Source organism: Pseudochrobactrum kiredjianiae, from assembly GCF_030362795.1.
Classification (GTDB): Bacteria; Pseudomonadota; Alphaproteobacteria; order Rhizobiales; family Rhizobiaceae; genus Pseudochrobactrum; species Pseudochrobactrum kiredjianiae.
The window spans coordinates 65165-88248 of the sequence record NZ_JAUCBM010000005.1 but is presented as its reverse complement, the minus strand read 5'-3'; the positions used below and the strand labels follow the sequence as shown (position 1 = coordinate 88248).

The following is a 23084-nucleotide window of genomic DNA, read 5'->3' as shown; positions in this document are numbered from 1 at the left end:
TCGCATGAGGTGCGCAACAAACAGGATCAGAAATTACAGCAATGTAATGAGAACACCGTCGAATAAAACACGGAAAATCCTGCCCACACCACCTCTTTGGTTAACCTTATACGTGATTCGTAAGAATCTCAGCAGGTACGTGGGCTTATGCGGTAAATTTTAAAATGATAATGTTGCCTTGCAGCACAAAGCTTTTGTATTTTAAAATAAAAAAAGCGCGGATGAACCGCGCTTTTTAATCAAATCAGCAAGTGTGCTTACTTGTTTTTGTTGTCAGCAACCGGTTCGCCACGGGTGCGAACATCACCGATTGTCGAACGCAGTACGCGGATCTTAACGCCATCAGCAATTTCTGCTTCCAGTTCGTTATCATCAATCACTTTAGTCACTTTAGCGAGAATGCCGCCACCGGTAACGATTGTATCGTTGCGGCGGATATTTGTGAGCATTTCGCCGCGTTTTTTCATCTGAGTCCGCTGCGGGCGGATAATCAGGAAATACATAACAACAAAAATAAGAATGAAAGGCAGAATGCTCATCAGCATATCAGGGCCGAAAGCACCGCCGCCGGCGGTCTGAGCATAAGCAGGGGTAACAAACATGAAAGTGACTCCTCGTCAAACTGAAAACTGTCTGATGTTTCTCGACTGCAGAATTCCTTAAACCGGTGTCGGGTTAGGGAATTATGTAGTCAAAGCCCCGTATTTCAGCGGCAGACATCAAATTTATTCACTGCGCATTACAACGGTTATACGCCGTTATGCAACCATAGATGCAAATTCCCGACCCACTTTACCAGTCCGGCCAGCATTTTTTTCGCGACGGCCAATATTCACGAGCAAAATAAGATATTTTTTCGCAACCGTACCCGTGGGTACTATTCAAAGAAAATAATCTTGCTACAGTTGCATCATCCGTAACGGACAAACATTTTTGGGAACATATCCGAGCATTCTTGCATCCTGCCGCCCTCATCCGACAGAATACAAGAATGCTCCGGATAGAAAATACAGGCATAAAAATGAACACGACTGAGCAAATACTGAGCGCAAAACTGGACCAGCTGCTGGCTGTTTTGGAGCGTATGGCGCCACCAACACCAAAGCCGCTGCAAGCTGAGAGTGCGGACACTTTTGTCTGGGATCCATCCCGTTTAGAGCTGTCGCCGGTGCATAAGGTCAACCGCATTGATCTCGGCCTTATTCATGGCGTGGATCATGTCCGCGATCAACTGGTTGATAATACCGAGCGTTTTGCCCGTGGTCTGCCTGCCAATAATGTGCTGCTCTGGGGCGCACGTGGTATGGGCAAATCATCATTGGTCAAAGCTGCCCAGTCATCCGTCAATAAAACCACAGCAAAACCGCTGAAACTGGTTGAAATTCACCGCGAGGATATTGACAGTCTGCCAGCTCTGATGAACCTCATCAAAGACAGTGACTATCGCTTCATTCTTTTCTGCGATGATCTGTCCTTCGACCATGACGACACATCCTACAAATCGCTCAAAGCAGCGCTTGAAGGCGGCGTTGAAGGCCGTCCGGAAAATGTGATCTTTTACGCGACATCCAACCGCCGCCATCTGATGCCACGCGACATGATTGATAATGAACGCTCAAGCGCCATTAATCCGTCTGAAGCAACAGAAGAAAAAGTCTCACTTTCCGATCGTTTTGGTCTTTGGCTTGGCTTCCATAAATGCAATCAGAGCGATTATCTGGCGATGGTTGACGGCTATGCCGCGCATTACGGCTTCAACTATCCCATTGAAAAACTTCATGCTGAAGCACTGGAGTGGTCAACCACACGCGGCAATCGTTCAGGCCGTGTTGCCTGGCAATATGTGCAGGATCTGGCAGGCAGGCTCGGCATTTCTCTCAAAGCGTAGTTTTTAAATATTAGAGCGACCTTTGTGTGCCAAGTCTGGCACACGGCGCTCTAAAGCATGTCGCAGTTAAATGGATTCATTTAACGTTCGCGAACATGCGACAATTAAAAGAATCTAGAGCGAGCGCAGTAGGTACAATTAAACGCAACACGCTCTAGAACAAAAAAACCCGCTGCATCATACAGCGGGCTTTTTACTAACTTGTAATATGCTCTGAAAATCAGGTTTCCAGATATTTCGACGGATTAACCGGCGTTGAATTCTTACGCACTTCGAAATGCAGCTTCGGCGACTTGGCATTACCACTCATACCTGAGCGGGCAATTTCTTCGCCGCGACGGACTTTCTGACCGCGTGCAACATTGATCTTGCTGTTATGGCCATAGACCGTAACCAGACCGTTTTCATGACGCACCAGAACTGTCTGACCAAATTCCTTCAGACCATCACCGGCATAGATAACCACGCCGTTTTCAGCTGCTTTAACCGCTGTGCCTTCCGGTACCATAATGTCGATACCATCATTCACCACACCGCCGTCACGCTGACCAAAGCTAGTCAGAACCTTACCGCGCACCGGCCAGCGCATCTGCGAAATGCCGGTTGCGGATGGTGCCATAGCAACATCCTGCTCGGCTTCTTCGATCACCTTATTGCTCGCCTGCGGCGGTGTATAAGGCTTCACGCTGCCATCCGGCACCTGTTTGGCAGCAGCCGGAGGTGTCGATGCGGTTTTAACAGTCGTATCAACGGCAGCCTGTACCGGCTTCGCCACAGCAGCAACCTGCGTTGCCGCAGCCGGAGCAGAAACAGGAATAACCAGTGACTGGCCGACGCGAATGGTACCGTCAGACATACCATTGGCCTGCTTGAGAGCTGCAGCTGTCACGCCATTGCGCTGGGCAATCGCATGGAGCGTATCGCCGCTCTGTACGGTGTAACCACCGGTCGCAGAAGCAACAGCATTATTCACTTTATTGGTTGCAGCCAGTTTGGCATCAGCAACGGCCTGTGTGCCGTTTGATTTCAGCTGTCCGAGGGTCTGTGTACCGCCATTCGTTGCCGCAGCCACCAATGCACCACCAGCAGCTTTCACACCCGGAACTGTCAAAGACTGTCCTGCGCGAAGCATATTCGGATCAGTGATATTATTGGCAGCCATCAGTTCATTCGGCGACACATTCAAACGACGTGCCACGCCATAAAGCGTTTCACCCGGCTGCACCATAGCGCTGCTGGCAGAAGCAGTAACCGCATTGGTCATATTGCCGCCAGCCATAGCAACCTGCTGGGATGCCTGATCACGCACGGACTGAACCGTGTTTTGCACATTGCTCTGTGCCGCAGCCATCGGAGCAGCAGCTCCTACCGGCGGCAAATCATTACGCTGCACATTGCCCGAGGCAATACGCTGCGTGGCAGGAGCAACCGGATAATTACCCGCATTGTTATTCTGCTGATAAGACTGATTCTGTGACTGCATAACCGCGCGTTGATTATTCGTCGATCCAGTCGTAAGGCCGTCCGTAAAGCGTGTCATATCTCCGCTACAGCCAGCAACCAAACCTGCAAGCAGGATGACCGCGCTATGGCGCAGAAGACGCTCGGACGTATGATGCAAAACAGTTTTACGCATATTCAACCCGTCCATACCCGAAATTCTAAGTAGACTTATTAAAGCGCGTTAATGTTACTCGCTGGTTAAGATTGCCGTAAAAAAATTAAAAGATTCACGAAACAGATACCATATCCGCTAAATCAGACATATTTCATGCATTGCGTCGCACGATAAAAGTCTCATTCGCCACTGAAATCATGGCACGACAATGTTTTCGCTAAAAATAACTTTGAGCATAATCCCTTAAACTTGAATCAGTTTAAGGTAAAATTATGCTCTAATTTTAAAGTGTTAGAGCGGCCTTTGTGTGCCAGGTATGGCACACGGCGCTCTAATAAATTCAGAGAAATGCGGCAGAGCCTTCAATGAACGGCTGATAACGCACTGTCATCAAATCTTCCCGCTCAAAACGGCTGCCGACTTTAGCCATGCGGCACATAACCTGCTGGCCATCGCCCTGCCCGACCGGTGCAATAAGCACCCCATGTGTCGCCAACAGGTCAAGGTACTGTCGTGGCAACGCATCAGAAGCAAGCCAGACAATAATCCGGTCATAAGGGCCACCGGCAACACCATGACGGCCATCTGCATGTTTACAAACGATATTTTCAATCTGATGCGCCTGAAACTGGTTACGCGCAGCCTCTGCCAGCGTCTTATAACGCTCAATCGTTGTCACACGCGCTGCAAGCCGCGCCATGACACTGGCAGTAAAACCGGAACCCGTGCCAATTTCCAACACCCGATGCCCCGGCTCAATCGAAAGCGCAGAAAGAAAGCGTGCCTGATCGTCCAGCCCTTCAATTGATTCGCCGCAAGGCAAAGGTAATACACGGTTGCTATAGGCAAAATCCTGATAGGCTGAATTGATAAAGTGATGGCGTGGCGTGGCTTCAATTGCCGCAAACAAACGCGGATCATGCAGACCACGGCTGCGCATACGCAACACAAAAGAAGCAAAGCCTTCTTTGCCACTCATGCGATATTTACCCGTATTTGCCTGCATATGAATATTCATGCCTCTAGCTCTGACCCGCAATTTCCATCATTAGAGCGTCGTGTGCCAGACTTGGCACACAAAGGTCGCTCTAACACTTTAAAATTAGAGCATAATTTTACCTTAAACTGATCCAAGTTTAAGGAATTATGCTCTAAACGGCATCATCGTTCAAAATTGTAAATTCAGAGATAATTTGCAGCAATAAAAAATGCCGGAGATTTGAGCCTCCGGCATTTTCTTATTTCAGACCTGAATATCAGGCTTTTTCAATACGGGTCATGCCGCCCATATAAGGCACCAGAACCTCAGGAATGCTGATGCTGCCATCTTCTTCCTGATAGTTTTCCATCACTGCAATCAGCGCACGGCCAACAGCAACACCGGAACCGTTGAGTGTATGCACAAAACGGGTCGATTTTTCACCGGCAGCGCGGTAGCGCGTATTCATGCGGCGTCCCTGAAAATCACCACAGACCGAGCAGCTGGAGATTTCACGGAAGGTATTCTGCCCCGGCAACCATACTTCAATATCGTAGGTTTTCTGTGCGCCAAAGCCCATATCACCGGTGCAAAGTGTAACGGTGCGGAATGGCAGACCAAGACGCTTCAGAACTTCTTCAGCACAACCGGTCATACGTTCCAGCTCGGCTTCCGAGGTTTCAGCATCGGTAACCGACACCATTTCCACTTTCCAGAACTGGTGCTGGCGCAGCATACCGCGTGTATCACGACCGGCAGAACCGGCTTCCGAGCGGAAGCAAGGTGTCAGAGCAGTCACACGCATCGGCAGTTCAGCCGCATCCACGATCTCACCATTCACGAGGTTGGTGAGCGGCACCTCTGCGGTCGGGATCAGCCAGCGGCCATCCGTTGTGCGGAACAGGTCTTCCGAGAATTTCGGCAACTGACCGGTGCCATAAACCGCATCATCGCGCACCATCAGCGGCACCATAGTTTCAGAATAACCATGTTCCGTGGTGTGCAAATCAAGCATGAATTGGCCAAGCGCACGTTCCAGACGTGCCAGCCCGCCTTTCAGCACGGTGAAGCGCGAACCGGACATGCGTGTTGCCCGTTCAAAATCCATCAGACCGAGCGCTTCGCCCAGTTCAAAATGTTCTTTTGGCGCAAAACCGTAATTACGGATATTGCCGACACGGCGTGTTTCGACATTATCATTCTCGTCTTTGCCAACAGGAACGCTGTCATAAGGCACATTCGGCAGACCTGAGAGAACATCATTCAGCGCTTTGTCGAGACGACGTTCTTCTTCTTCAGCTTCCATGAGAAAGGTTTTCAGCTCGGCAACTTCTGCTTTAATGCGCTCAGCAGTCGCCATATCTTTTTCAGCCATCGCCTTGCCGATTTCTTTCGACGCGGCGTTGCGACGCTCCTGCGCTTCCTGCACCTTCGCAATATGCTGACGGCGGGCTTCATCCAGCGCCAACACATCGGAGGACACAGCAGAGGCTCCGCGCTTATTAAGGGCAGCATCAAGAGCTTCAGGGTTTTCGCGTATCCATTTAATGTCCAGCATTGGAAGTACCGTTATTTATAGGTTTCAATTCACCGCAATCACAATTCGCGATTACGACACCATCTTATATCACAGCCACGATAAAATTTACGCGCAGCGTGATGCGTGAAAAGGCAGCACTTATGCTGCCTTTAGAGCATAATTCCTTAAACTTGAATCAGTTTAAAGAAAAATTATGCTCTAATTTTAAAGTGTTAGAGCGACCTTTGTGTGCCAAGTCTGGCACACGGCGCTCTAGTCTCTGATTATATAATCAAAATCAGGAGGATTTCTGCTCACTGTCATCTTCCGGCGTAAGACTGTTGAGAATTTCCGCCTGTGTACGTTTTTTCTCAATCATCTGTGCCAGCCAGATCGAAATTTCGTAGAGCAGGATCGCCGGTATAGCAAGACCGATCTGGCTCGCCGGATCAGGCGGCGTCAGTACGGCTGCCACAACAAAGGCAATCACAATCGCATATTTGCGTTTATCCCGCAGCCCCTGCGCTGTTACCAGCCCGACCTTTGCCATCAGCGATGTGATGACCGGCAACTGGAAAACCAGACCAAAAGCGAAGATCAGCGTCATAATCAGGCTGAGATATTCCGAAACCTTCGGCAACAGTGAAATCTGCACTTCACCATCGACACCGGATTGCTGCATGGCGAGGAAGAACCACATCACCATCGGCGTGAAGAAGAAATAAACCAGAGCGCCACCCAGCAAAAACAGCAATGGTGAAGCAATCAGAAACGGCAAAAACGCCATGCGTTCATGCTTATAAAGACCAGGCGCCACAAACTTGTAAATCTGCGCAGCGATCATCGGAAAGGCAAGAACCAAACCGCCAAACATCGCCACTTTCACCTGCGTGAAAAAGAACTCCTGCGGTGCGGTGTAGATCAATGCGGCTTTGCTGCGATCCATTCCTGCCCAGTCCAGCGCCCATTGATAAGGCAGAACCAGCATATTGAAGAGATGTTTAGCGAAAGCAAAACACAATACAAAGGCAAGAAAAAAGGCCACGATCGACCAGATCAGGCGACGGCGCAGCTCAATCAGATGCTCAAGCAATGGTGCAGAGCTCTGGTCTATTTCATCCTGATCACTGCTCACTGCTCAGTTCCTGTCTTTTTCGTGGTTTTGGCCGCAGGCTTAGCGCGCGGCGTTGCAGCTTTCTTAGGCGCTGCTGTCTTAGCTTCCGCAGGCATTACAGCGGCCGCTTTCTTAGGTGTCGTTTTCTTAGGCGCTGGCTTAGCGGCAGGTTTCACAACTGGCTCTGCGGATGGTTCTGTTATTGCCTTTTTCGCCCTTGGCTTAGCCGCTTTTTTCGCCGGTTCAGCTGCAACGGGTGCAGCTTTTGCCTGTTCCTCTTTCATATCTGAAAGATCGAGCGGACTATCCATCGGAACAGCCGGTGTTTCATCCGGCTTAGGCGATGCATTATTCAGGCTGGCGCGCAGGTCGTCACCGGCTGAACGCACCGGTTCAAAAATATCCGTTACCGTTTTGCGCGGGTCATATTGCTTAACGCCGTCAATGGTCTTTTTGACCTCATCCAGCTCCGCTTCGCGCATAGCATCATCGAAATGTGTGCGAAACTCGCTTGCTGTAGCACGCAGTTTTGCTGTGGCCTTACCAAAGGCACGCAACATTTTCGGAAGATCCTTCGGGCCGACAACAACGATCATAACAACCGCAATTACCAGAAGCTCCGACCAGCCTATATCTAACATCGGCGTTCCATTTCATCATCTGTCCGCCTTCAGCCAAAGCCTTGTGAACTTTGGCTGAAAATCAATTGCACCGCATCACGGTGCAATCCGGCAGAATGATCCGTAATTACGATTTAGTCGTTTTTTTAGTCGGTTTGACCTGTTCACCGGTCTCGTTGTCGATCGTATTGGAAGAAGCAACATCGGTTTCTTCAGGTTCATTCATGCCCTGCTTGAAGTTTTTGATGCCCTTGGCCACATCGCCCATCAGTTCAGGGATTTTACCACGGCCAAACAGCAGCAGCACTACTGCCAGAACAATAAGCCAGTGCCAGATCGAAAAACTACCCATCTCATATCCCCTAAATGCTCTCTCGGATCATTAATACCGGAGCAGGATTATCCAAATTCAGTCTCTATTTAAGCGCAAACACAGCATTGTTCAAACAGAACTGGCAAATTTTCTCTTTGTTCTACAGCATAGTCACAAAAATAAGTATCCAATATGCGCAGAAACAACCAGCAGATGCCTTGTCACGGCCTGTCCGCACCATAAATGCCGCCGCTGCTTAGAAGTTTACAAACACAGAATTATGACGATTTTAACAGTTTATGCGGCAATCAAAGCCCTAATTACTCTCGTCATCTTCTACTTTGGGCATAAACAGCCCCAGTTCTTCAATATCACCGGCAGTCAGCGGATCTTCATCAGCAAGTAGCTCATCAGGACGCACGCTCGGCATCGGCACAGAGAAATTCGACGGCAAACGAGCCGAGAGCAACCCTGCTCCGCGCAATTCATCCATGCCCGGAAGATCGCGAATCTCTCCAAGACCAAAATGATCGAGAAAATTATCGGTCGTCCCATAGGTCACCGGACGACCCGGCGTGCGTCTGCGTCCGCGCAGCTTCACCCAACCTGTTTCCATCAGCACATCCAATGTGCCTTTGGATGTCTCCACACCGCGAATATCTTCCATTTCAGCACGGGTGACAGGCTGATGATAAGCAATGATTGCCAGCACTTCGAGCGCTGCGCGGGACAGTTTCTTCTGTTTCACCTGATCGCGGCTCATCAAAAAGCTTAGGTCCGAGGCGGTACGAAATGCCCAGCCATCACCGGATTTGACCAAATTAACACCGCGCAGACGATATTCGCCCTGCAACAATTTCAGCACCGGCAGCAGGTCTACCTCAACCGGCAGACGCTCAAGCAGCATTTTCTCAGTTACCGGCTCGGAGGATGCAAATATAATCGCCTCCACCATCCGCACGACATCGCCCAAGGCTTCACGCGCTGGCAGAGCAACAACGTCACCATCTTCGCCGATTGCGGAATCAGTAGAATTCTCAGTCACGCTTCATCCTTGGTTTCACTACTTGCATCATCTGATTTGGTTTCGCTTGTCTTGCGCTCAGCAGCACGAACAAAAATCGGCTCAAAAGCAGCATTCTGGCGCAATTGCATTTTCCCTTCTCGCACCAGTTCCAGACTGGCGGCGAAGGAACTGGCTATTGCACTCGCCCGATCTTCAGGCCGCGCAATATAATCCAGCAAAAAGGCATCCAGCGCCACCCAGTCCTGTAATTCGCCGACCATACGCACCAGCAACACACGCGCTTCTTTCAGTGACCAGACTGTTCGTTTGGCAATCTGCACATGAGAGACAGCCTGTCTTTGCCGCTGTGATGCATAGGCTGTCAGCAAATCATAAAGTGATCCGCTGTAAAGACTAGTCTTTTCCACCAGCACTGTTTCCGGCATGCCGCGGGCAAAAACATCGCGCCCCAACCGATCACGATTAACCAGCGTGCCTGCCGCATCGCGCATCGCCTCGAGGCGTTTCAAACGGAATTGCAAAACAGAAGCCAGTTGCTCACCGGTCTCGCCATCCTCGTCTTTAACTTTCGGAATCAGCAGACGGGATTTGAGATAAGCCAGCCATGCCGCCATCACCAGATAGTCAGCAGCCAATTCCAGCTTGCGATCGCGCGCCAGCTCAATGAATTTCAGATATTGCTCAGCCAAAGCCAGCACAGAAATCTGTGTCAGATCGACCTTCTGGTTGCGCGCCAGATGCAGCAGCAAATCCATCGGACCTTCAAACCCCTGCACATCCACATGCAGGGTCAGATCTTCCGCACTATCAGGCGGGATGATCAATGCTGCTTCTGCCTGCCACAGATCATCCATCGGCATATCTGCCTTTGGTGCCTGCGTGCCGGTATTTTTTGCAGTATCACTACTCATCGCCCAACCAATATTTTATTGCCTGTTTATCGTTTAAGCCGTTGCAACTTCTGCAGGAAAAAACGCATTGAATTCAGCACGAATTGCGGCCTCATTACTGAGATCAGCTTCCCCTGCAAAGACTTCTGCCAGTTCTGCACGGCGCAGGCTTTCATCTTTCAATTCAGGAATCGCTGCAGCAACCGCAATGGTTTCTTCCAGCACGCCACTGCAATGCAGAACCACATCGCAACCGGCTTCAATAATATCACGGGCAATATCAGCCAAATCGCCGGATAGCGCCTTCATCGAAATATCATCGCTCATCAACAGACCATCATAGTCCAGCATATCGCGGATGACGCAATTGATCACAACCGGCGACAGTGTTGCGGGACGTTCCGGATCAAGCGCTTTATAAACAATATGCGCGGTCATCGCTGCTGGCAGATCATCCAGCTGGCAGAACGGCACGAAATCGCGAGCGCAGAGTTCGCTCAAAGGTGCATCAACGCTCGGCAATTCTTTATGGCTATCGGCAAAAGCGCGACCATGCCCAGGCATATGTTTCATTACCGGCAACACACCACCGGCCATCAGGCCTTCTGCTGTGGCATTGCCCAATACGGCAACGATTTCCGGATCATGAGAATAGGCACGCGATCCGATCACCTCATGAGAGCCCTCTACCGGTACATCCAGCACTGGCAGGCAATTGGCATTAATGCCAACGCTCATCAGGTCAAACGCATGGAGGCGACCGAGCAACCATGCAGCGCGCATACCCTGCTCTTCATCCTGATTATAAAGCGCACCAATCTGCGATGCAGACGGATAATTCGGCACCAGTGGCGGACGCAGACGCTGTACACGACCGCCTTCCTGATCGATGAAAATCAGGGTTTCATCGCGACCGGTGACTTCGCGGATTTGCGTGGTCAGCGCGCGCAATTGTTCCAGACTTTCCACATTGCGGGCAAACAGAATAAAGCCCCAAGGGCGAATACGGCGGAACAGTTCCTGCTCGGCTTCGGTCAGCATTGTACCTTCGAAACCGGTAATCATGGCTTTAAATGTCATTGCGGCAATGCTCCTCGCCTTTTTCAAACATTTCGCAGTTCGATGCCCGCGATACTGTAACAAATTCAATAATGCTCTCTGCATAACCCATAAAGAGAAAATGCGCTGCGTATTTTGACCATACACAGCGCATTTCATAAGCATTTACCATTTTTATCAAATCAGAGCGTCGGGAAGCAGCTGCCACCGGCTGATTTCAGACGATCGCAGAGCGCAGCGGCTTCAGCTTTTGAACCGCCCGGAATACGGACACGGTAATAGGTGCCTTTGCCCGGAATATCTGCTTTTTTAATATCCACACCCTTGCCACCAATAATATTTCCGTAGCGCGTGGTCAGGTTGGCGTAGTTTTTCTGTGCCAGTTCTGCACTTGGCTGCGAGGCCACCTGAATGAACCATGTGCCTGCCGGAGCCGCAGTATTGGCTGCCGGTACATTGGCATTGGCAACCTGCTGAAGCGCCTGATTCTGGTTTTGGGCAGGACGCTCAACATTACCGACAACATTGACTGGCTGTTCAGCAGGACGGGACGGCACCACAGGTGCCGCAGTTGGTTTAACCTGCTCACCGGAAGCGGTGAAGGTCTGTGTCTGCACAACACGCGGCGCTGCAGCACTTTGTGTTGATGCTGCCGGTTTATCTGTACCCAGACGCTCAGGAACTGCACTCTGGCTGATCAGGCGCGAAGCCTCATCAAGACCGGTATCGGTCGGAGCAGGTTTACTCGGTGCAGCTGGTGCTTCACTTGGGACAATTGTACCATCTGCACGCACAACCATCGTGCGCACAGTACGCGGCGTGACGAGTTCACGTTCAGCTTCCTGAGCCGAAGGTTTAGCAGCTGCCGGTGCAGAATTACCGTTATTGGTGGCCTCTTCAGCCATCAGACGATCTTCTTCCACATCCTGTCCGGCGAGAAGACCAACATCAACCGGCTCTTCTTCGGTATTAATCAGTGTTTTCTGTTCCGGTGCGGCAGGTTTTGTACCGGAAACCTGATCGTAGACGGCCTTGTCCTGATTAGGAACAATTGCGCCACCCGGATTTTCCGGCTGCATTTTAACAGGCTGGCTATCAGCGCGCAGCACTTCAGGCTCGCCACCAACAACACCGCCGGATTTGAGCATATAATAACCGCCGCCCACAACGATCAGAGCTGCTGCGGCAACACCTGCCCAGAACAGCGGCTTACGCTGCTGCGCTTTTTCGTGCGGGCGCACTTCGGCATATTCTTCTTCGTCACGAGCAAAATTCTCGTTCAGATTATAGGTATCAAAATCATTGTTCTGCGCACCTTGCGCAGCCCAATGATTATAATAATCATCCTGCGTGGCATTGCCAGCAGCGTCTGTACGCGCCTGCGGTGCAGAACCGCGCATTGCCGTACCTGCAACAGCAGCACCGGCCAGACCGGCTGCTGCGCCTGCCAAAGTGCCGTAACCATGATCGGCTTCAGGCTGTTGTGGTTCAGCTTTTTTGGCAGCATGAAATTCTGCAAAATTATCCTGCAGAATATTCTCAAACGCCTTATCAGCCTCACTGGTTGTATCCGGCGCGGCAGCTTCATTGACACTGATCGTGCTGAAAATTTCAGCAAATTCAGATTCGAGACTATTCAGTCCCGTTGCCTTGGCATCATCACCATAGCTGACTTCAGGCAAATCCAATGATTGCGTTTGCTCAACTTTATTTTCGGAGACGACAACAGTTTCGATATCCGGAGCCGGTGTATAGGACTTGCGCGCAGACGACTGAACCGGCTCATAGGCAGGAACTTCAGGTTCTTCCGGCAGTTCAAATGTCAGCTCTTCTTCAGCGACAGAGAAATCATTCTCCGGCTGAATATCCTCATCAAATGAGAAATCAAAATCATCATTATTGAAGAAATTATCTGCCGCGGCAGGTTCCTCATAAGCTGGTGCAGACACAACCGGCACTGCTGCAACAGGCGCTGCATCATAGGTTGATTCAGGTGTATGATACTGGCCGACGACACTTTCCGTACCGGCAGCAGCTGGCGTTGCCGCACCGAATGTGTAGGAAGAGTAACCGCGCACAGCATTATGTGACAGCAGAGCAACCGGTTCAGGCGCGTAAGCCTGTTCTGCTACAGTATTGGTTTCTTCTACACTGTAAAAATCATCCGCAAAATCGAAGCTCTCGCTTTGCTGCTCCTCATAGGAAACAGCCTGCTCCGGCTGATAGCTATTGTCAGTCTCAGTCTGCACAGCTGTATCAGGCTGAGAGCTGGCACCAAACAAATCCGCAAAGGAGTTCACGGCACCATCATCCGCTTGCTCCGCATCCCAATTGGATTGTGGTGCAGATGTGCGGTTCGGCAGATGGCTCAGATCGGGTGCAGCAAAAAACTCATCATCAATCTGGTCAAAATCAGCGGCTGGTGCGGTTGCATAATTGCTCTCTACAGCAGTTTCCTGCTCATCAAAGCGTGTCACAACAGGTGCAACGTCCGGTGCAGGCGCGTCAAAAAGCGGAGCAAAATCGGTCTGCGGAATAACCGGCTCACTATAAGCAGCCGGTTGATAGGCACTTGGTGCCTGAGTATAAACAGGTTCCTCATAGCGCGGCGCTACAGGCTGCACCGGTGCAGCAACGGGAGCAGCATCCTGCAACAAGAACGACAACTCGTCTTCAAAGCTGGCAGCTGCCGGCTGCGCAGCCTCGCTAAAGGCTTTACTTTGTGCAAAAGCATCACTGTAGGACGGTGCAATAAACTCGTGCTGCGGCTCACGGCCAATTTCCGACAGGTCGAAAGCAGATGTATCTGCAAGCGGCTGCGGTGCAGGCTCATCAGTAAAGCTCTCGTTCAGAGCGTTATCCAGCGAGGTGAAATAATCATCCTGAACCGGCTCAGAGAATGCCGGTGCCTGCGGCAGATCGGAATAAGCTGAATAATAGGAATCCTGCGAAGCCGCAGGGGTAGCTTGTGCATAGTCCGGCTCTGCATAATATTGCGTTGCTTCCGGCTCAGCGGCCGGTTGCTGGTCAACAAAACTATCAGCAGGTGCCTGCGGCGCATAGGCACGCTGCAAAGGCGCATAGCCGCTAAAATGCGGCTCGACAACACGCTGTGCAGAACGACTCTCACTGGCGGCCGGTGCAGCGGGACGATAATCCTGCTGCATAGGCTGATAGCTGCTCACCACTGGCTCTGGTTGGTAATTACTCGCCGCTGGCTCTGGTCGATAGCTACTCGCCAAAGGCTCAGGCTGGTAATTACTCGCCAAAGGCTCGGGCTCTGCAGCAAAGTCTGTTGCAAAGTCAGCGTCAAAACCTGCCATCAATTCCCGCTCAAGGCTCATTTCGGAAGACAATTCCGGTTCAGCCTGCGGTGTATAAATATTTTTTTGTTCTGCCGGTTCATCAAAGCCAAAAATGCGCGACAATTCAAACAGCGGATCATTATCCCGCGCCGATTCGTCGCGAACATCACTGTGATTCTGATTGCGGCCCGTCACGCTACTGTCAGTCATGGCGTTTTCCTAATTTCAACTGGAGCGCCCGCCGACGTCTCCCTTATCATTGCAATATAGCAAGGCAATGTGGGCAAAAATTGACAGTAGTTTCCTGCAAAAACGGCACGAAAACGCAGCAAATGCGCCATTCGTGCCGGTCTTTCCCTGAATATTCGGGGGCGATATTTAAACCGCCCTCACCCTGTTCAGCGCATTTCTGTCGGAGCGTCCGCGCCGATAATCGACAATCCGGATACCAAGACATCAGAAACAACCTGCACAAGCCCTAACCTGGCAAGTGACAAGTTTGTATCGTTAACCTTAATAAAACGTAAGTCCGCGTTGTCAGAGCCACGATTCCACTGAGAATGGAACGCGCTGGCGAGGTCATAGAGGTAAAATGCGAGCCTGTGCGGCTCCTGATGGATAGCCGCAGTTTCAATGAGGCGCGGGTATTCAGCGAGCTTACGCACCAGCGCCACTTCGCTCTCATCGGTGAGCAATGACAGGTGTTTGGCAGCCTCTTCACGCTCGATTGTTTCCAGACCAAGCTGTTCTTTGGCCTGACGGAAAACCGAGTTCGCACGCGCAGAAGCATATTGCACGTAGAAGACCGGATTGTCTTTGGACTGCTCTGTGACCTTGGCAAAGTCGAAATCCAGCGACGCATCATTTTTGCGGTAAAGCATCATGAAACGCACTGCATCGGAGCCAACCTCATCCACCACATCACGCAGCGTAATGAACTGGCCTGAACGCTTGGACATACGCACCGGCTCACCATCACGGAACAGCTTGACCATTTGGCAGATCAGCACTGTCAGCTCAGCCTTTCCTTCGGCAACAGCCTTGGCCACAGCTTCCAGACGTTTGATATAGCCGCCATGATCCGCACCGAGCACATAGATCATTTCCTCAAAGCCACGGTCGAACTTGTTTTTGAAATAAGCAACGTCAGCGGCAAAATAAGTGAAGCTGCCGTCAGATTTAACCAGCGCACGATCCATATCATCGCCGACTTCTGTCGAGCGCAGCAAAGTCTGCTCACGATCTTCCCAATCGTCCGGCAGCTGGCCTTTTGGCGGTGGCAGTTTGCCCTTATAAACGTGCCCCTTCAGCGTCAGATCATTAATCGCGGTACGGATCAGCTTGGCATGATCTGCATGCAGGCTGCGCTCGGAGAAGAACAGGTCATGATGCACATTGAGCGAGGCCAGATCATCGCGGATCAGCGCCATCATGGCATCAATCGCACGTTCTTTCACCAGCGGCAGAACTTCGTCTTCCGGCTTCTCCAGCAGAGATGAACCAAACTCCTTGGCCAGTTCCTGACCAAGCGGCACCAGATAATCACCCGGATAGAGACCGGCAGGAATTTCACCAATATCTTCACCCAGCGCTTCGCGGTAGCGCAGCATCACAGATTTGGCGACAACATCAATCTGCGCACCGGCATCATTGATATAATATTCCTTGGTCACATCATAACCGGCAAAGCTCAGCAGATTGGCCAGCACATCGCCGACAACCGCGCCACGGCAATGACCGACATGCATCGGACCGGTCGGGTTAGCGGAGACATATTCCACATTGACCTTGCGCTCGCCGCCCATTTTGGAACGACCGTAATTAGTGCCTGCAGCCAGCATCACACCGAGCTGACGCTGCCAGTAATCATCATTCAAACGCAGGTTAATAAAGCCGGGTCCAGCCACATCAACAGATGCAACATCGGCATCGCCCTGCAGCGCTTCGGCAATTTTTACAGCCAGTTCACGCGGATTAGCGCCGACAGCCTTGGAAAGCACCATGGCAGCATTGGTGGAAATATCACCATGCGTCGCATCGCGCGGTGGCTCAACGCCAACACGGGAGACATCCAGTTCACCGCCGTCTTTATCTTTTAATCCAAGATCTTGCAGTGTCTTTTTAATTTTAACATCGAAATCAGCAAAGATATTCATAATCTGTCCTGTCGGAACATAAATGCGGAGCAAGCCGCAATTCACATTCAATCAATTGAACGTCGCGCGTTTGAAAAGCATAGCACTTAGCAAATCACACAGTCAGAAATGGCAGTTTTGCAGCCCGTTTAAGCCAAGTCGGGCGTATGGTCAAACAATCGTCGGTGTTCACGCACGGCATAATTATCAGTCATACCAGCGAGAAAATCCGCAATCTGACGCGCAAAGGCCGATGTTTCATTGCCGGCAACACCTGCCCGCCAATCGGCAGGCATCGCATCAGGATCGGCCATATAGCGATCAAACAGGTCTTTCACGACCTGATCTGCATTTTTGCGGATCGGCACGACCTGCGCGTTAAAATAGAGATTTTGGTAGAGAAACTTTTTGAGGGTTTTCTCGGCAACAGCCATATCCGGCGAAAAGCCAACCATCATCTCACTGGCCGCACGCACATCATCCACGCTTTGCGGATTAAATTTCTTGATCTGCTCTTGCGCATGGGAAATCACATCTTCCACCATCCGTGTAATCTGCCTGCGCATCAGCTCATGGCCGCGACGCACCGGATCAAGTTTCGGATAGAGGCGCTGTACTTCCTGAAGAATACTCCCCGTCAGCGGCACCTCTTCGAGTTGCTCCAACGTGAGCAAACCGGAGCGCAAACCATCATCAATATCATGAGCATTATAGGCAATGTCATCGGCAATCGCCGCGCATTGCGCCTCAAGACTGGCAAAACCGGAAAGCTCGAGATCAAAACGCTCATTATATTTGAGAATTGATCCCGGCACCGGCTCGCCGTCTGAATAAGGGCCTGACAGAGGGCCGTTATGTTTGACCAGCCCTTCCAGCGTCTCCCATGACAGATTAAGCCCGTCAAATTCCGCATAGCGTTTTTCAAGCAGAGTCACGATACGCAGCGACTGCGCATTATGATCAAAGCCGCCATAGTCCGCCATTTTCTCATTCAGCGCGTCTTCGCCCGTATGACCAAACGGCGTATGGCCGAAATCATGCACAAGCGCTACCGCTTCGGCCAGATCTTCATCCAGCCGCAATGCGCGCGCCAAAGCACGGGCAATCTGCGCCACCTCAATCGTATGAGTCAGCCTTGTGCGGTAATGGTCGCCTTCATGCGCGATAAACACCTGTGTTTTGTGCTTTAATCGTCGGAAAGCGGTAGAATGGATAATACGATCACGGTCACGCTGATAAGGCGTGCGTGTTCGGCTCTCGGTCTCATGCACAAGGCGTCCGCGCGTTTGCGCCGGATCGCATGCATAAGGAGCGCGTTCACGATAACCGAAACCGATAGTGTCCATTATTTTTCCTGTTATTACCGAGTATTATCAATCGATGCTTCATCACTAAAAATCAGTATTCCAGCGAAAGGCAGTTCATGTCTTCCGCAATCAATACACCATACTGCATTATCACAATTACGACGCTAAATAACAGGTCTGATCCGCTGCGCATGATAAAACTTTAGCGTCGATGGCTGTATCGGGTGATTGCACCCTCAGCGCCTCTGACCTATATTAAGGGTCTATCAAAACATATCCTGTGCGGAATTTGAACCGCCCAAGATTTTAAGGTGACCATTATGACGGACATTTCCGTATCCGATGCCGCTGCAAAGCGCATTGTCAAAATCCTGCAGAAGCAAGCCGATAAATCGGCCTTGCGTATTTCCGTTGAAGGCGGCGGTTGCTCCGGTTTTTCTTACAAGTTTGATCTCGTCGATGACACCAATGACGATGATCTGATTATCGAAAAAGACGGCGCCAAAGTGCTGATCGACAGTATTTCCGTGCCTTATATTGACGGATCAATCATTGATTTTATCGACGACCTGATGGGACAATCCTTTCAGATCAACAATCCGAATGTGACCTCCTCCTGCGGATGCGGCGTCAGCTTCGCTATCTGACCGGCTTCTGCTCATTATATAACTGCCGCACGATCTGCACTGCGGCAGCTTTTTTATACCAAATCAATACGGGGATACGGCTTTGAAAATTGCTACGTGGAATATTAATGGCGTCAAAGCACGTATCGAAAATCTGCTGCATTGGTTGCAGGAATGTCAGCCGGATGTTGCCTGCCTTCAGGAAATCAAATCCGTAGACGACCTGTTCCCGCGACTGGAAATTGAAGCACTCGGCTATCATGTGGAAACCCACGGCCAGAAAGGCTTCAACGGCGTTGCTATTCTTTCCAAGGTTTCACCGGTTGAGGTTAATCGCGGTTTGCCGGGCGATGACAGTGATGAGCAGTCGCGTTTTATCGAAGCTGTCTTCACCACAGACAAAGGCGTGATCCGCGTGGTTTCGCTCTATCTGCCAAACGGCAATCCGGTAGATACAGAAAAATACCCGTATAAGCTTGGCTGGATGCAGCGTCTGGAAGATTGGGCGAAAGAGCGTCTGGAACTGGAAGAGCCACTGGTGCTTGCCGGTGACTATAATATCATCCCGCAGCCGATTGATGCCAAACATCCGGAAAACTGGGTGAATGATGCATTGTTTCTGCCCCAGAGCAAACAGGCATTTCGTCGTCTTGCTAATCTCGGCTTTTACGATGCGATCCGCAATGTCAGCGACGAACAAATGTTCTCGTTCTGGGATTATCAGGCAGGTGCATGGCCAAAGAACAACGGCATCCGCATTGACCATCTGATGTTGTCGCCGGAAGCAGCCAATATGCTTGAAGGTGCGGAAATCGAGAAACATACACGCGGATGGGACAAACCGTCAGACCATGTGCCGGTTGTTATTCAGCTCGCCTGCTGAAAATAAAATTATCTCAAAGATTATAAGCTTATAGCACTTTAACTTGAATCATTTTGCTAAAACACATCATGGCAAAATGGGTCTTTGCGCTTGAGAGATAGCACTCGCTTTCTCTCCTAAGACATTGCCAGCAATTTCTTAATGCTGGCCAATCAGAGCAATGGCATTGCGGCGATCTGCTTCACCGGCGACAGAGAATGCTTGCTCCTGCATAGAGCGAATCCAATCGCAATCCTTATCGGAGCAGCGCTCAAACGCTGAGGTCAGCATCGCCAGTCCGCGAACGGTCTTACCGGCCTGAAACAACATATTGCCGAGCATGGCCTGCGCATTGGCATTGCCTTTATTGGCAGACAGGCGGAACCAGCGTGCGGCCTGTGTGGTATTCTTTTCCACGCCATCTCCCTTGAGCAACATCGCGCCCAATTCAAACTGCGCAGTCGGATCACCGAAATTAGATGCGGCCTGCGTATAAAGATCGCGCGCCATATCCGGATTAGAATTCACAGGGGAGTCAGGAATACCACGCTTCATGTAGCGGGCAAGCTGAACCAGCGCACCGGCAACATAAGATTCATTCTCTGAACCAGGCTCTGCACCTTCGTGAACGATCTTTTCGAAAATCTTATAGGCTTCGTAATCATCTTCCGGAACGCCGTCACCCTGAGCATACATGCTCGCGAGTTTCCAGTTTGCACCCGGATGCCCCTGATCTGCTGCATAGCGCAGAGCTTTCACGGCTTCATCTTTATGGCCGCTTTTGAAGGCAGACACACCGAATTTGAAAACTTCAAACGGATTGCTTTTCTTGTCCGCATTATCCGGAATATCGAAAGCGAATGCGCTGCTGCACACAACAGTGAGCGCAACACCAGCACCACAGACAGAATAAGCGATTTTCTTAAACGACCCGATCACGACAGCATTCTTTCATTATCATTCGCCAAAACAAGTTTGGTTAAAGACAAGTTAACGAGATGAGAAAAATTAGCCCGTTTTTCAGGCAAGATTACGACCCGTGCAGCAGATCGGCTCAGCAAAGTTGTTTCAATCTGTTCCGCAATTGCAGCAACAGTACAGAACTGCTCCTTAAGCTGCGGATTTCTTTGATAAAAACGACTGTTATGCAATTACCGACCTCAATAAAAAACAAAGATTGTTTATCACTCTGCTACGACTGAACTTTGTCTGCTGTCTATCGGTGCCCCGCATTTATGGCGGGAAATAGGCCAAGTCCGTCTGCTCAACCATACCTCGTGTGAAAGATAAATACTGTTACCAAAACAACACAAATTTGTACGTATATATAAGTTCACCCCCTTGAATCCCACGCTAAAAGCGCTTTCAGCACGCCATAGTTGCCAGCACGTTGCGAATTATAGTTAAGTAAATAATTATAAATGCCACTTTCCCTACAAATTGGGATTTTGCGAAGAATCACTCTTCAAAACCGATTCTTTCCTTTCCGGCATCTGGTTTGAAATATTCAGCCGTCTCTTCTGATAAGTCTCTTTTCTTCAAAGCAGAGCGCTTTATAGTCGCCGCATGAAACCACCAACATCCGGTCGCAGACCTCAGCCTTACAGACCACGGACACCGCGCCGCCAATATCGCAGGCCGCAGCGCACGCCCTATTCCTTTTTGCGCCGCTCCGGCATTGCGGCAGCATTACTGCTGCTTGGCATTTATGCAGCATTGCAAACATTTATGCCCGACTGGCCTGGCCTGCTTTCACCGGACAGTCCCTTCAGACCTGAAAGCTCAGCCACTAATCGCACCCAGCCCGCCCCTGCACAATTAAGCGGGCGCGGCAGCAGCCTGCATATTTATGATGGCGACACCATTGCCATACAGGGACAACGTATTCGTTTCAAAGGCATGGATACGCCGGAATCCGCACAAAGCTGCGATCTGAACGGTAAAGCCTATGCCTGTGGAGATTATGCCACGGCAGAATTACGCAAGTTGATCGGCGGGCAAACAGTTACCTGCACCTCTGAAGGGCGCGACCAGTACAAACGCATTCTCGCTTACTGCAAAGCCGGAGACATTGATCTGAACCGTACTATGGTTGCACAAGGCTGGGCTGTTTCTTATGGTCTCTACCAGCGGGAAGAAGCTGATGCCCGTAAAAATAAACGCGGCCTGTGGGCAGGTAATTTTGAACGACCGGCCAAATGGCGTAAAAACAATCAGCCCCGTTATAATGACCGTAACCAGAGCCAAAGGTAATATGACAGCAGAACTTCAACTGCTTCAGCAGCGAATAGACAAATGTACGATCTGTCGTGATCAGCCGCTCAATGGCAAAAAGCTGGATCATGAGCCTAATCCTGTCTGTATATCTTCTGCTACGGCCAGAATTGCCATTTGCGGTCAGGCTCCGGGCATTCGTGTGCATAAGACCGGCATTCCGTTTAATGACCCCTCCGGCACACGGCTACGCCAATGGCTCGATGTTAGCTCCGAGGAATTTTACGACACTGAGCGCTTTGCCATTATTCCGATGGGGTTCTGCTTTCCAGGCTACGACAAACATGGCGGCGACCTGCCGCCACGGCGCGAGTGCCGCCTGACATGGCATGACCAGCTTTTTGCACTGATGCCACAGCTCGAGTTGATTATCGCCATTGGCAGTCATGCCCAGACCTACCACCTCAACCGCAATCCGACCTACCAAGATTATTTGCAGGCGCAGAAAAAACCACTCAATATGACTGAGACAGTCATGAACTGGCGGCGCTATATTGAGAGCAATCAGAATGAAGGCCCCGCAGTCCTGCCATTGCCGCATCCGTCATGGCGCAATAGCGGCTGGTTGAACCGTAATCCGTGGTTTGAAAACGAGCTTTTGCCGGTGCTTCGTCAAAAAATCCGGCAGCTATTGACCTAGTAGAAATATTTTCTAACTTTAACCTTATGACGAGTATTATATTCTTCGCGTTTACTGCTGCACTCCTTCATAAGGTATACAGTTTTAAAAACACCGCATTTGGCGCTGATTGTGAGGCAAAATGGACAGGCTAGACAGAAAAATTCTCCGTCTGTTGCAGGAAGATGCAACGCTGGCAGTAGCAGATATTGCTAAAAAAGTTGGTCTTTCCACCACCCCGTGCTGGCGCCGTATTCAGAAGCTGGAAGAAGACGGCATCATCAAACGCCGTGTTGCTGTGCTTGATCCGGTTCGGATTAATGCGCGCGTCACAGTCTTTGTTTCTGTTCGCACCAGTTCGCACAGTCATGAATGGCTGAAACGCTTTGCTGAGGTCGTTCAGGAATTTCCGGAAGTCGTAGAATTCTACCGCATGAGCGGTGATATTGATTATCTGCTGCGCGTGGTTGTGCCGGATATTGGTGCTTATGATGCGTTTTATAAACGCCTAATCAGCAAGATCGAAATCCGCAATGTGTCCTCATCTTTCGCGATGGAACAGATCAAATATACCACAGAATTGCCGCTGGATTATATGATCCTCGATAAAGACGGCAACTAACAATGACAGCAAATGGCACTATCCTTCACGGTTAAGGATAGTGCCATTCATGCTACAGGCGACATAAAACATACCCTAATATGAATTGTAAAATGATCGCGGATATACCAGCGTAAAATATACCCCTCCGGCTGTTGCTTCAGCAAATATAACTTTCAGTAAAATTGCCGCCTGTCTTTAAAATGCTCCGTCTCTCACTATGGTCACATCATAAAAACACCAGCGCAGCGCACAACCGCAATTAATTGCAGTATTTGCGATTTAATTTTCACTTTGAATGATAAAACATATAGCCAATACAAAAAAT

Annotated in this window: 20 protein-coding genes; 6 read left to right on the top strand and 14 right to left on the bottom strand. The window is 50.3% G+C overall.

Annotated features, from left to right (window positions below; translation table 11 throughout):
- Positions 1-257: 257 nt before the first annotated feature.
- Positions 258-602: a preprotein translocase subunit YajC gene (yajC, locus tag QUF18_RS11680; RefSeq protein WP_289387279.1), complete on the bottom strand. Its 345-nt coding sequence runs from the start codon at positions 600-602 to the stop codon at positions 258-260.
- 419 nt (positions 603-1021) lie between these two features.
- Here yajC and QUF18_RS11675 point away from each other — a divergent pair, with 419 nt between their 5' ends.
- Positions 1022-1888 carry an ATP-binding protein gene (locus tag QUF18_RS11675; protein WP_289387278.1) on the top strand — a complete coding sequence of 289 codons (867 nt, stop codon included), beginning with the start codon at positions 1022-1024 and terminating at the stop codon, positions 1886-1888.
- A gap of 220 nt (positions 1889-2108) precedes the next feature.
- On the opposite strand, the gene QUF18_RS11670 is transcribed toward QUF18_RS11675, so the two are convergent.
- From QUF18_RS11670 to QUF18_RS11615, 12 genes are all read right to left on the bottom strand, one after another.
- The gene (locus tag QUF18_RS11670) at positions 2109-3524 is read right to left on the bottom strand and encodes a LysM peptidoglycan-binding domain-containing protein (protein ID WP_374806620.1); all 1416 of its coding nucleotides are present in this window, start codon (positions 3522-3524) and stop codon (positions 2109-2111) included.
- A 322-nt stretch (positions 3525-3846) separates the two neighbouring features.
- Positions 3847-4524, bottom strand: a complete 678-nt coding sequence (locus tag QUF18_RS11665) for a protein-L-isoaspartate(D-aspartate) O-methyltransferase (RefSeq protein WP_289387276.1) — start codon at positions 4522-4524, stop codon at positions 3847-3849.
- A 238-nt stretch (positions 4525-4762) separates the two neighbouring features.
- Positions 4763-6043, bottom strand: a complete 1281-nt coding sequence (gene serS / locus QUF18_RS11660) for a serine--tRNA ligase (protein WP_289387275.1) — start codon at positions 6041-6043, stop codon at positions 4763-4765.
- 259 nt (positions 6044-6302) lie between these two features.
- Positions 6303-7139, bottom strand: a complete 837-nt coding sequence (gene tatC, locus QUF18_RS11655; RefSeq protein WP_289387274.1) for a twin-arginine translocase subunit TatC — start codon at positions 7137-7139, stop codon at positions 6303-6305.
- A complete protein-coding gene (gene tatB, locus QUF18_RS11650; protein WP_289387273.1) occupies positions 7136-7759 on the bottom strand; it encodes a Sec-independent protein translocase protein TatB in 624 nt (207 codons plus the stop codon). Before tatB ends, tatC begins: the two co-directional genes overlap by 4 nt.
- A 106-nt stretch (positions 7760-7865) precedes the next feature.
- Positions 7866-8090 (bottom strand): twin-arginine translocase TatA/TatE family subunit, encoded by a 225-nt coding sequence (locus tag QUF18_RS11645; RefSeq protein ID WP_289387272.1) that lies wholly within the window; start codon positions 8088-8090, stop codon positions 7866-7868.
- 277 nt (positions 8091-8367) lie between these two features.
- The gene (scpB, locus tag QUF18_RS11640; RefSeq protein ID WP_289387534.1) at positions 8368-9069 is read right to left on the bottom strand and encodes an SMC-Scp complex subunit ScpB; all 702 of its coding nucleotides are present in this window, start codon (positions 9067-9069) and stop codon (positions 8368-8370) included.
- A gap of 23 nt (positions 9070-9092) precedes the next feature.
- Complete coding sequence (locus tag QUF18_RS11635; protein WP_374806738.1) at positions 9093-9938, bottom strand: segregation and condensation protein A; 846 nt, start codon at positions 9936-9938, stop codon at positions 9093-9095.
- Positions 9939-10022: 84 nt separating this feature from the next.
- Positions 10023-11048: a beta-N-acetylhexosaminidase gene (gene nagZ / locus QUF18_RS11630; RefSeq protein ID WP_289387271.1), complete on the bottom strand. Its 1026-nt coding sequence runs from the start codon at positions 11046-11048 to the stop codon at positions 10023-10025.
- 161 nt (positions 11049-11209) lie between these two features.
- Positions 11210-14542, bottom strand: coding sequence for an SPOR domain-containing protein (locus tag QUF18_RS11625; RefSeq protein ID WP_289387270.1), 3333 nt, complete (start codon positions 14540-14542; stop codon positions 11210-11212).
- 188 nt (positions 14543-14730) lie between these two features.
- Complete coding sequence (argS, locus tag QUF18_RS11620) at positions 14731-16488, bottom strand: arginine--tRNA ligase (protein WP_289387269.1); 1758 nt, start codon at positions 16486-16488, stop codon at positions 14731-14733.
- Between the two features lie 128 nt (positions 16489-16616).
- The gene (locus QUF18_RS11615; protein ID WP_289387268.1) at positions 16617-17813 is read right to left on the bottom strand and encodes a deoxyguanosinetriphosphate triphosphohydrolase; all 1197 of its coding nucleotides are present in this window, start codon (positions 17811-17813) and stop codon (positions 16617-16619) included.
- Positions 17814-18094: 281 nt separating this feature from the next.
- Here QUF18_RS11615 and erpA point away from each other — a divergent pair, with 281 nt between their 5' ends.
- Positions 18095-18421 (top strand): iron-sulfur cluster insertion protein ErpA, encoded by a 327-nt coding sequence (gene erpA, locus QUF18_RS11610; RefSeq protein WP_289387267.1) that lies wholly within the window; start codon positions 18095-18097, stop codon positions 18419-18421.
- A gap of 82 nt (positions 18422-18503) precedes the next feature.
- Positions 18504-19283 carry an exodeoxyribonuclease III gene (xth, locus tag QUF18_RS11605; protein ID WP_289387266.1) on the top strand — a complete coding sequence of 260 codons (780 nt, stop codon included), beginning with the start codon at positions 18504-18506 and terminating at the stop codon, positions 19281-19283.
- Between the two features lie 138 nt (positions 19284-19421).
- On the opposite strand, the gene QUF18_RS11600 is transcribed toward xth, so the two are convergent.
- The gene (locus QUF18_RS11600; protein WP_289387531.1) at positions 19422-20180 is read right to left on the bottom strand and encodes a tetratricopeptide repeat protein; all 759 of its coding nucleotides are present in this window, start codon (positions 20178-20180) and stop codon (positions 19422-19424) included.
- A gap of 648 nt (positions 20181-20828) precedes the next feature.
- On the opposite strand from QUF18_RS11600, the gene QUF18_RS11595 reads away from it, so the two are divergent.
- The 3 genes from QUF18_RS11595 to QUF18_RS11585 all read left to right on the top strand — a co-directional run bounded on the left by QUF18_RS11595 (position 20829) and on the right by QUF18_RS11585 (position 22777).
- A complete protein-coding gene (locus tag QUF18_RS11595; protein ID WP_289387265.1) occupies positions 20829-21515 on the top strand; it encodes a thermonuclease family protein in 687 nt (228 codons plus the stop codon).
- Complete coding sequence (locus tag QUF18_RS11590) at positions 21490-22176, top strand: uracil-DNA glycosylase family protein (RefSeq protein WP_434547419.1); 687 nt, start codon at positions 21490-21492, stop codon at positions 22174-22176. The genes QUF18_RS11595 and QUF18_RS11590 overlap by 26 nt, the downstream gene beginning before the upstream one ends.
- 121 nt (positions 22177-22297) lie before the next feature.
- Positions 22298-22777: an Lrp/AsnC family transcriptional regulator gene (locus tag QUF18_RS11585; protein WP_289387262.1), complete on the top strand. Its 480-nt coding sequence runs from the start codon at positions 22298-22300 to the stop codon at positions 22775-22777.
- Positions 22778-23084: the final 307 nt, after the last annotated feature.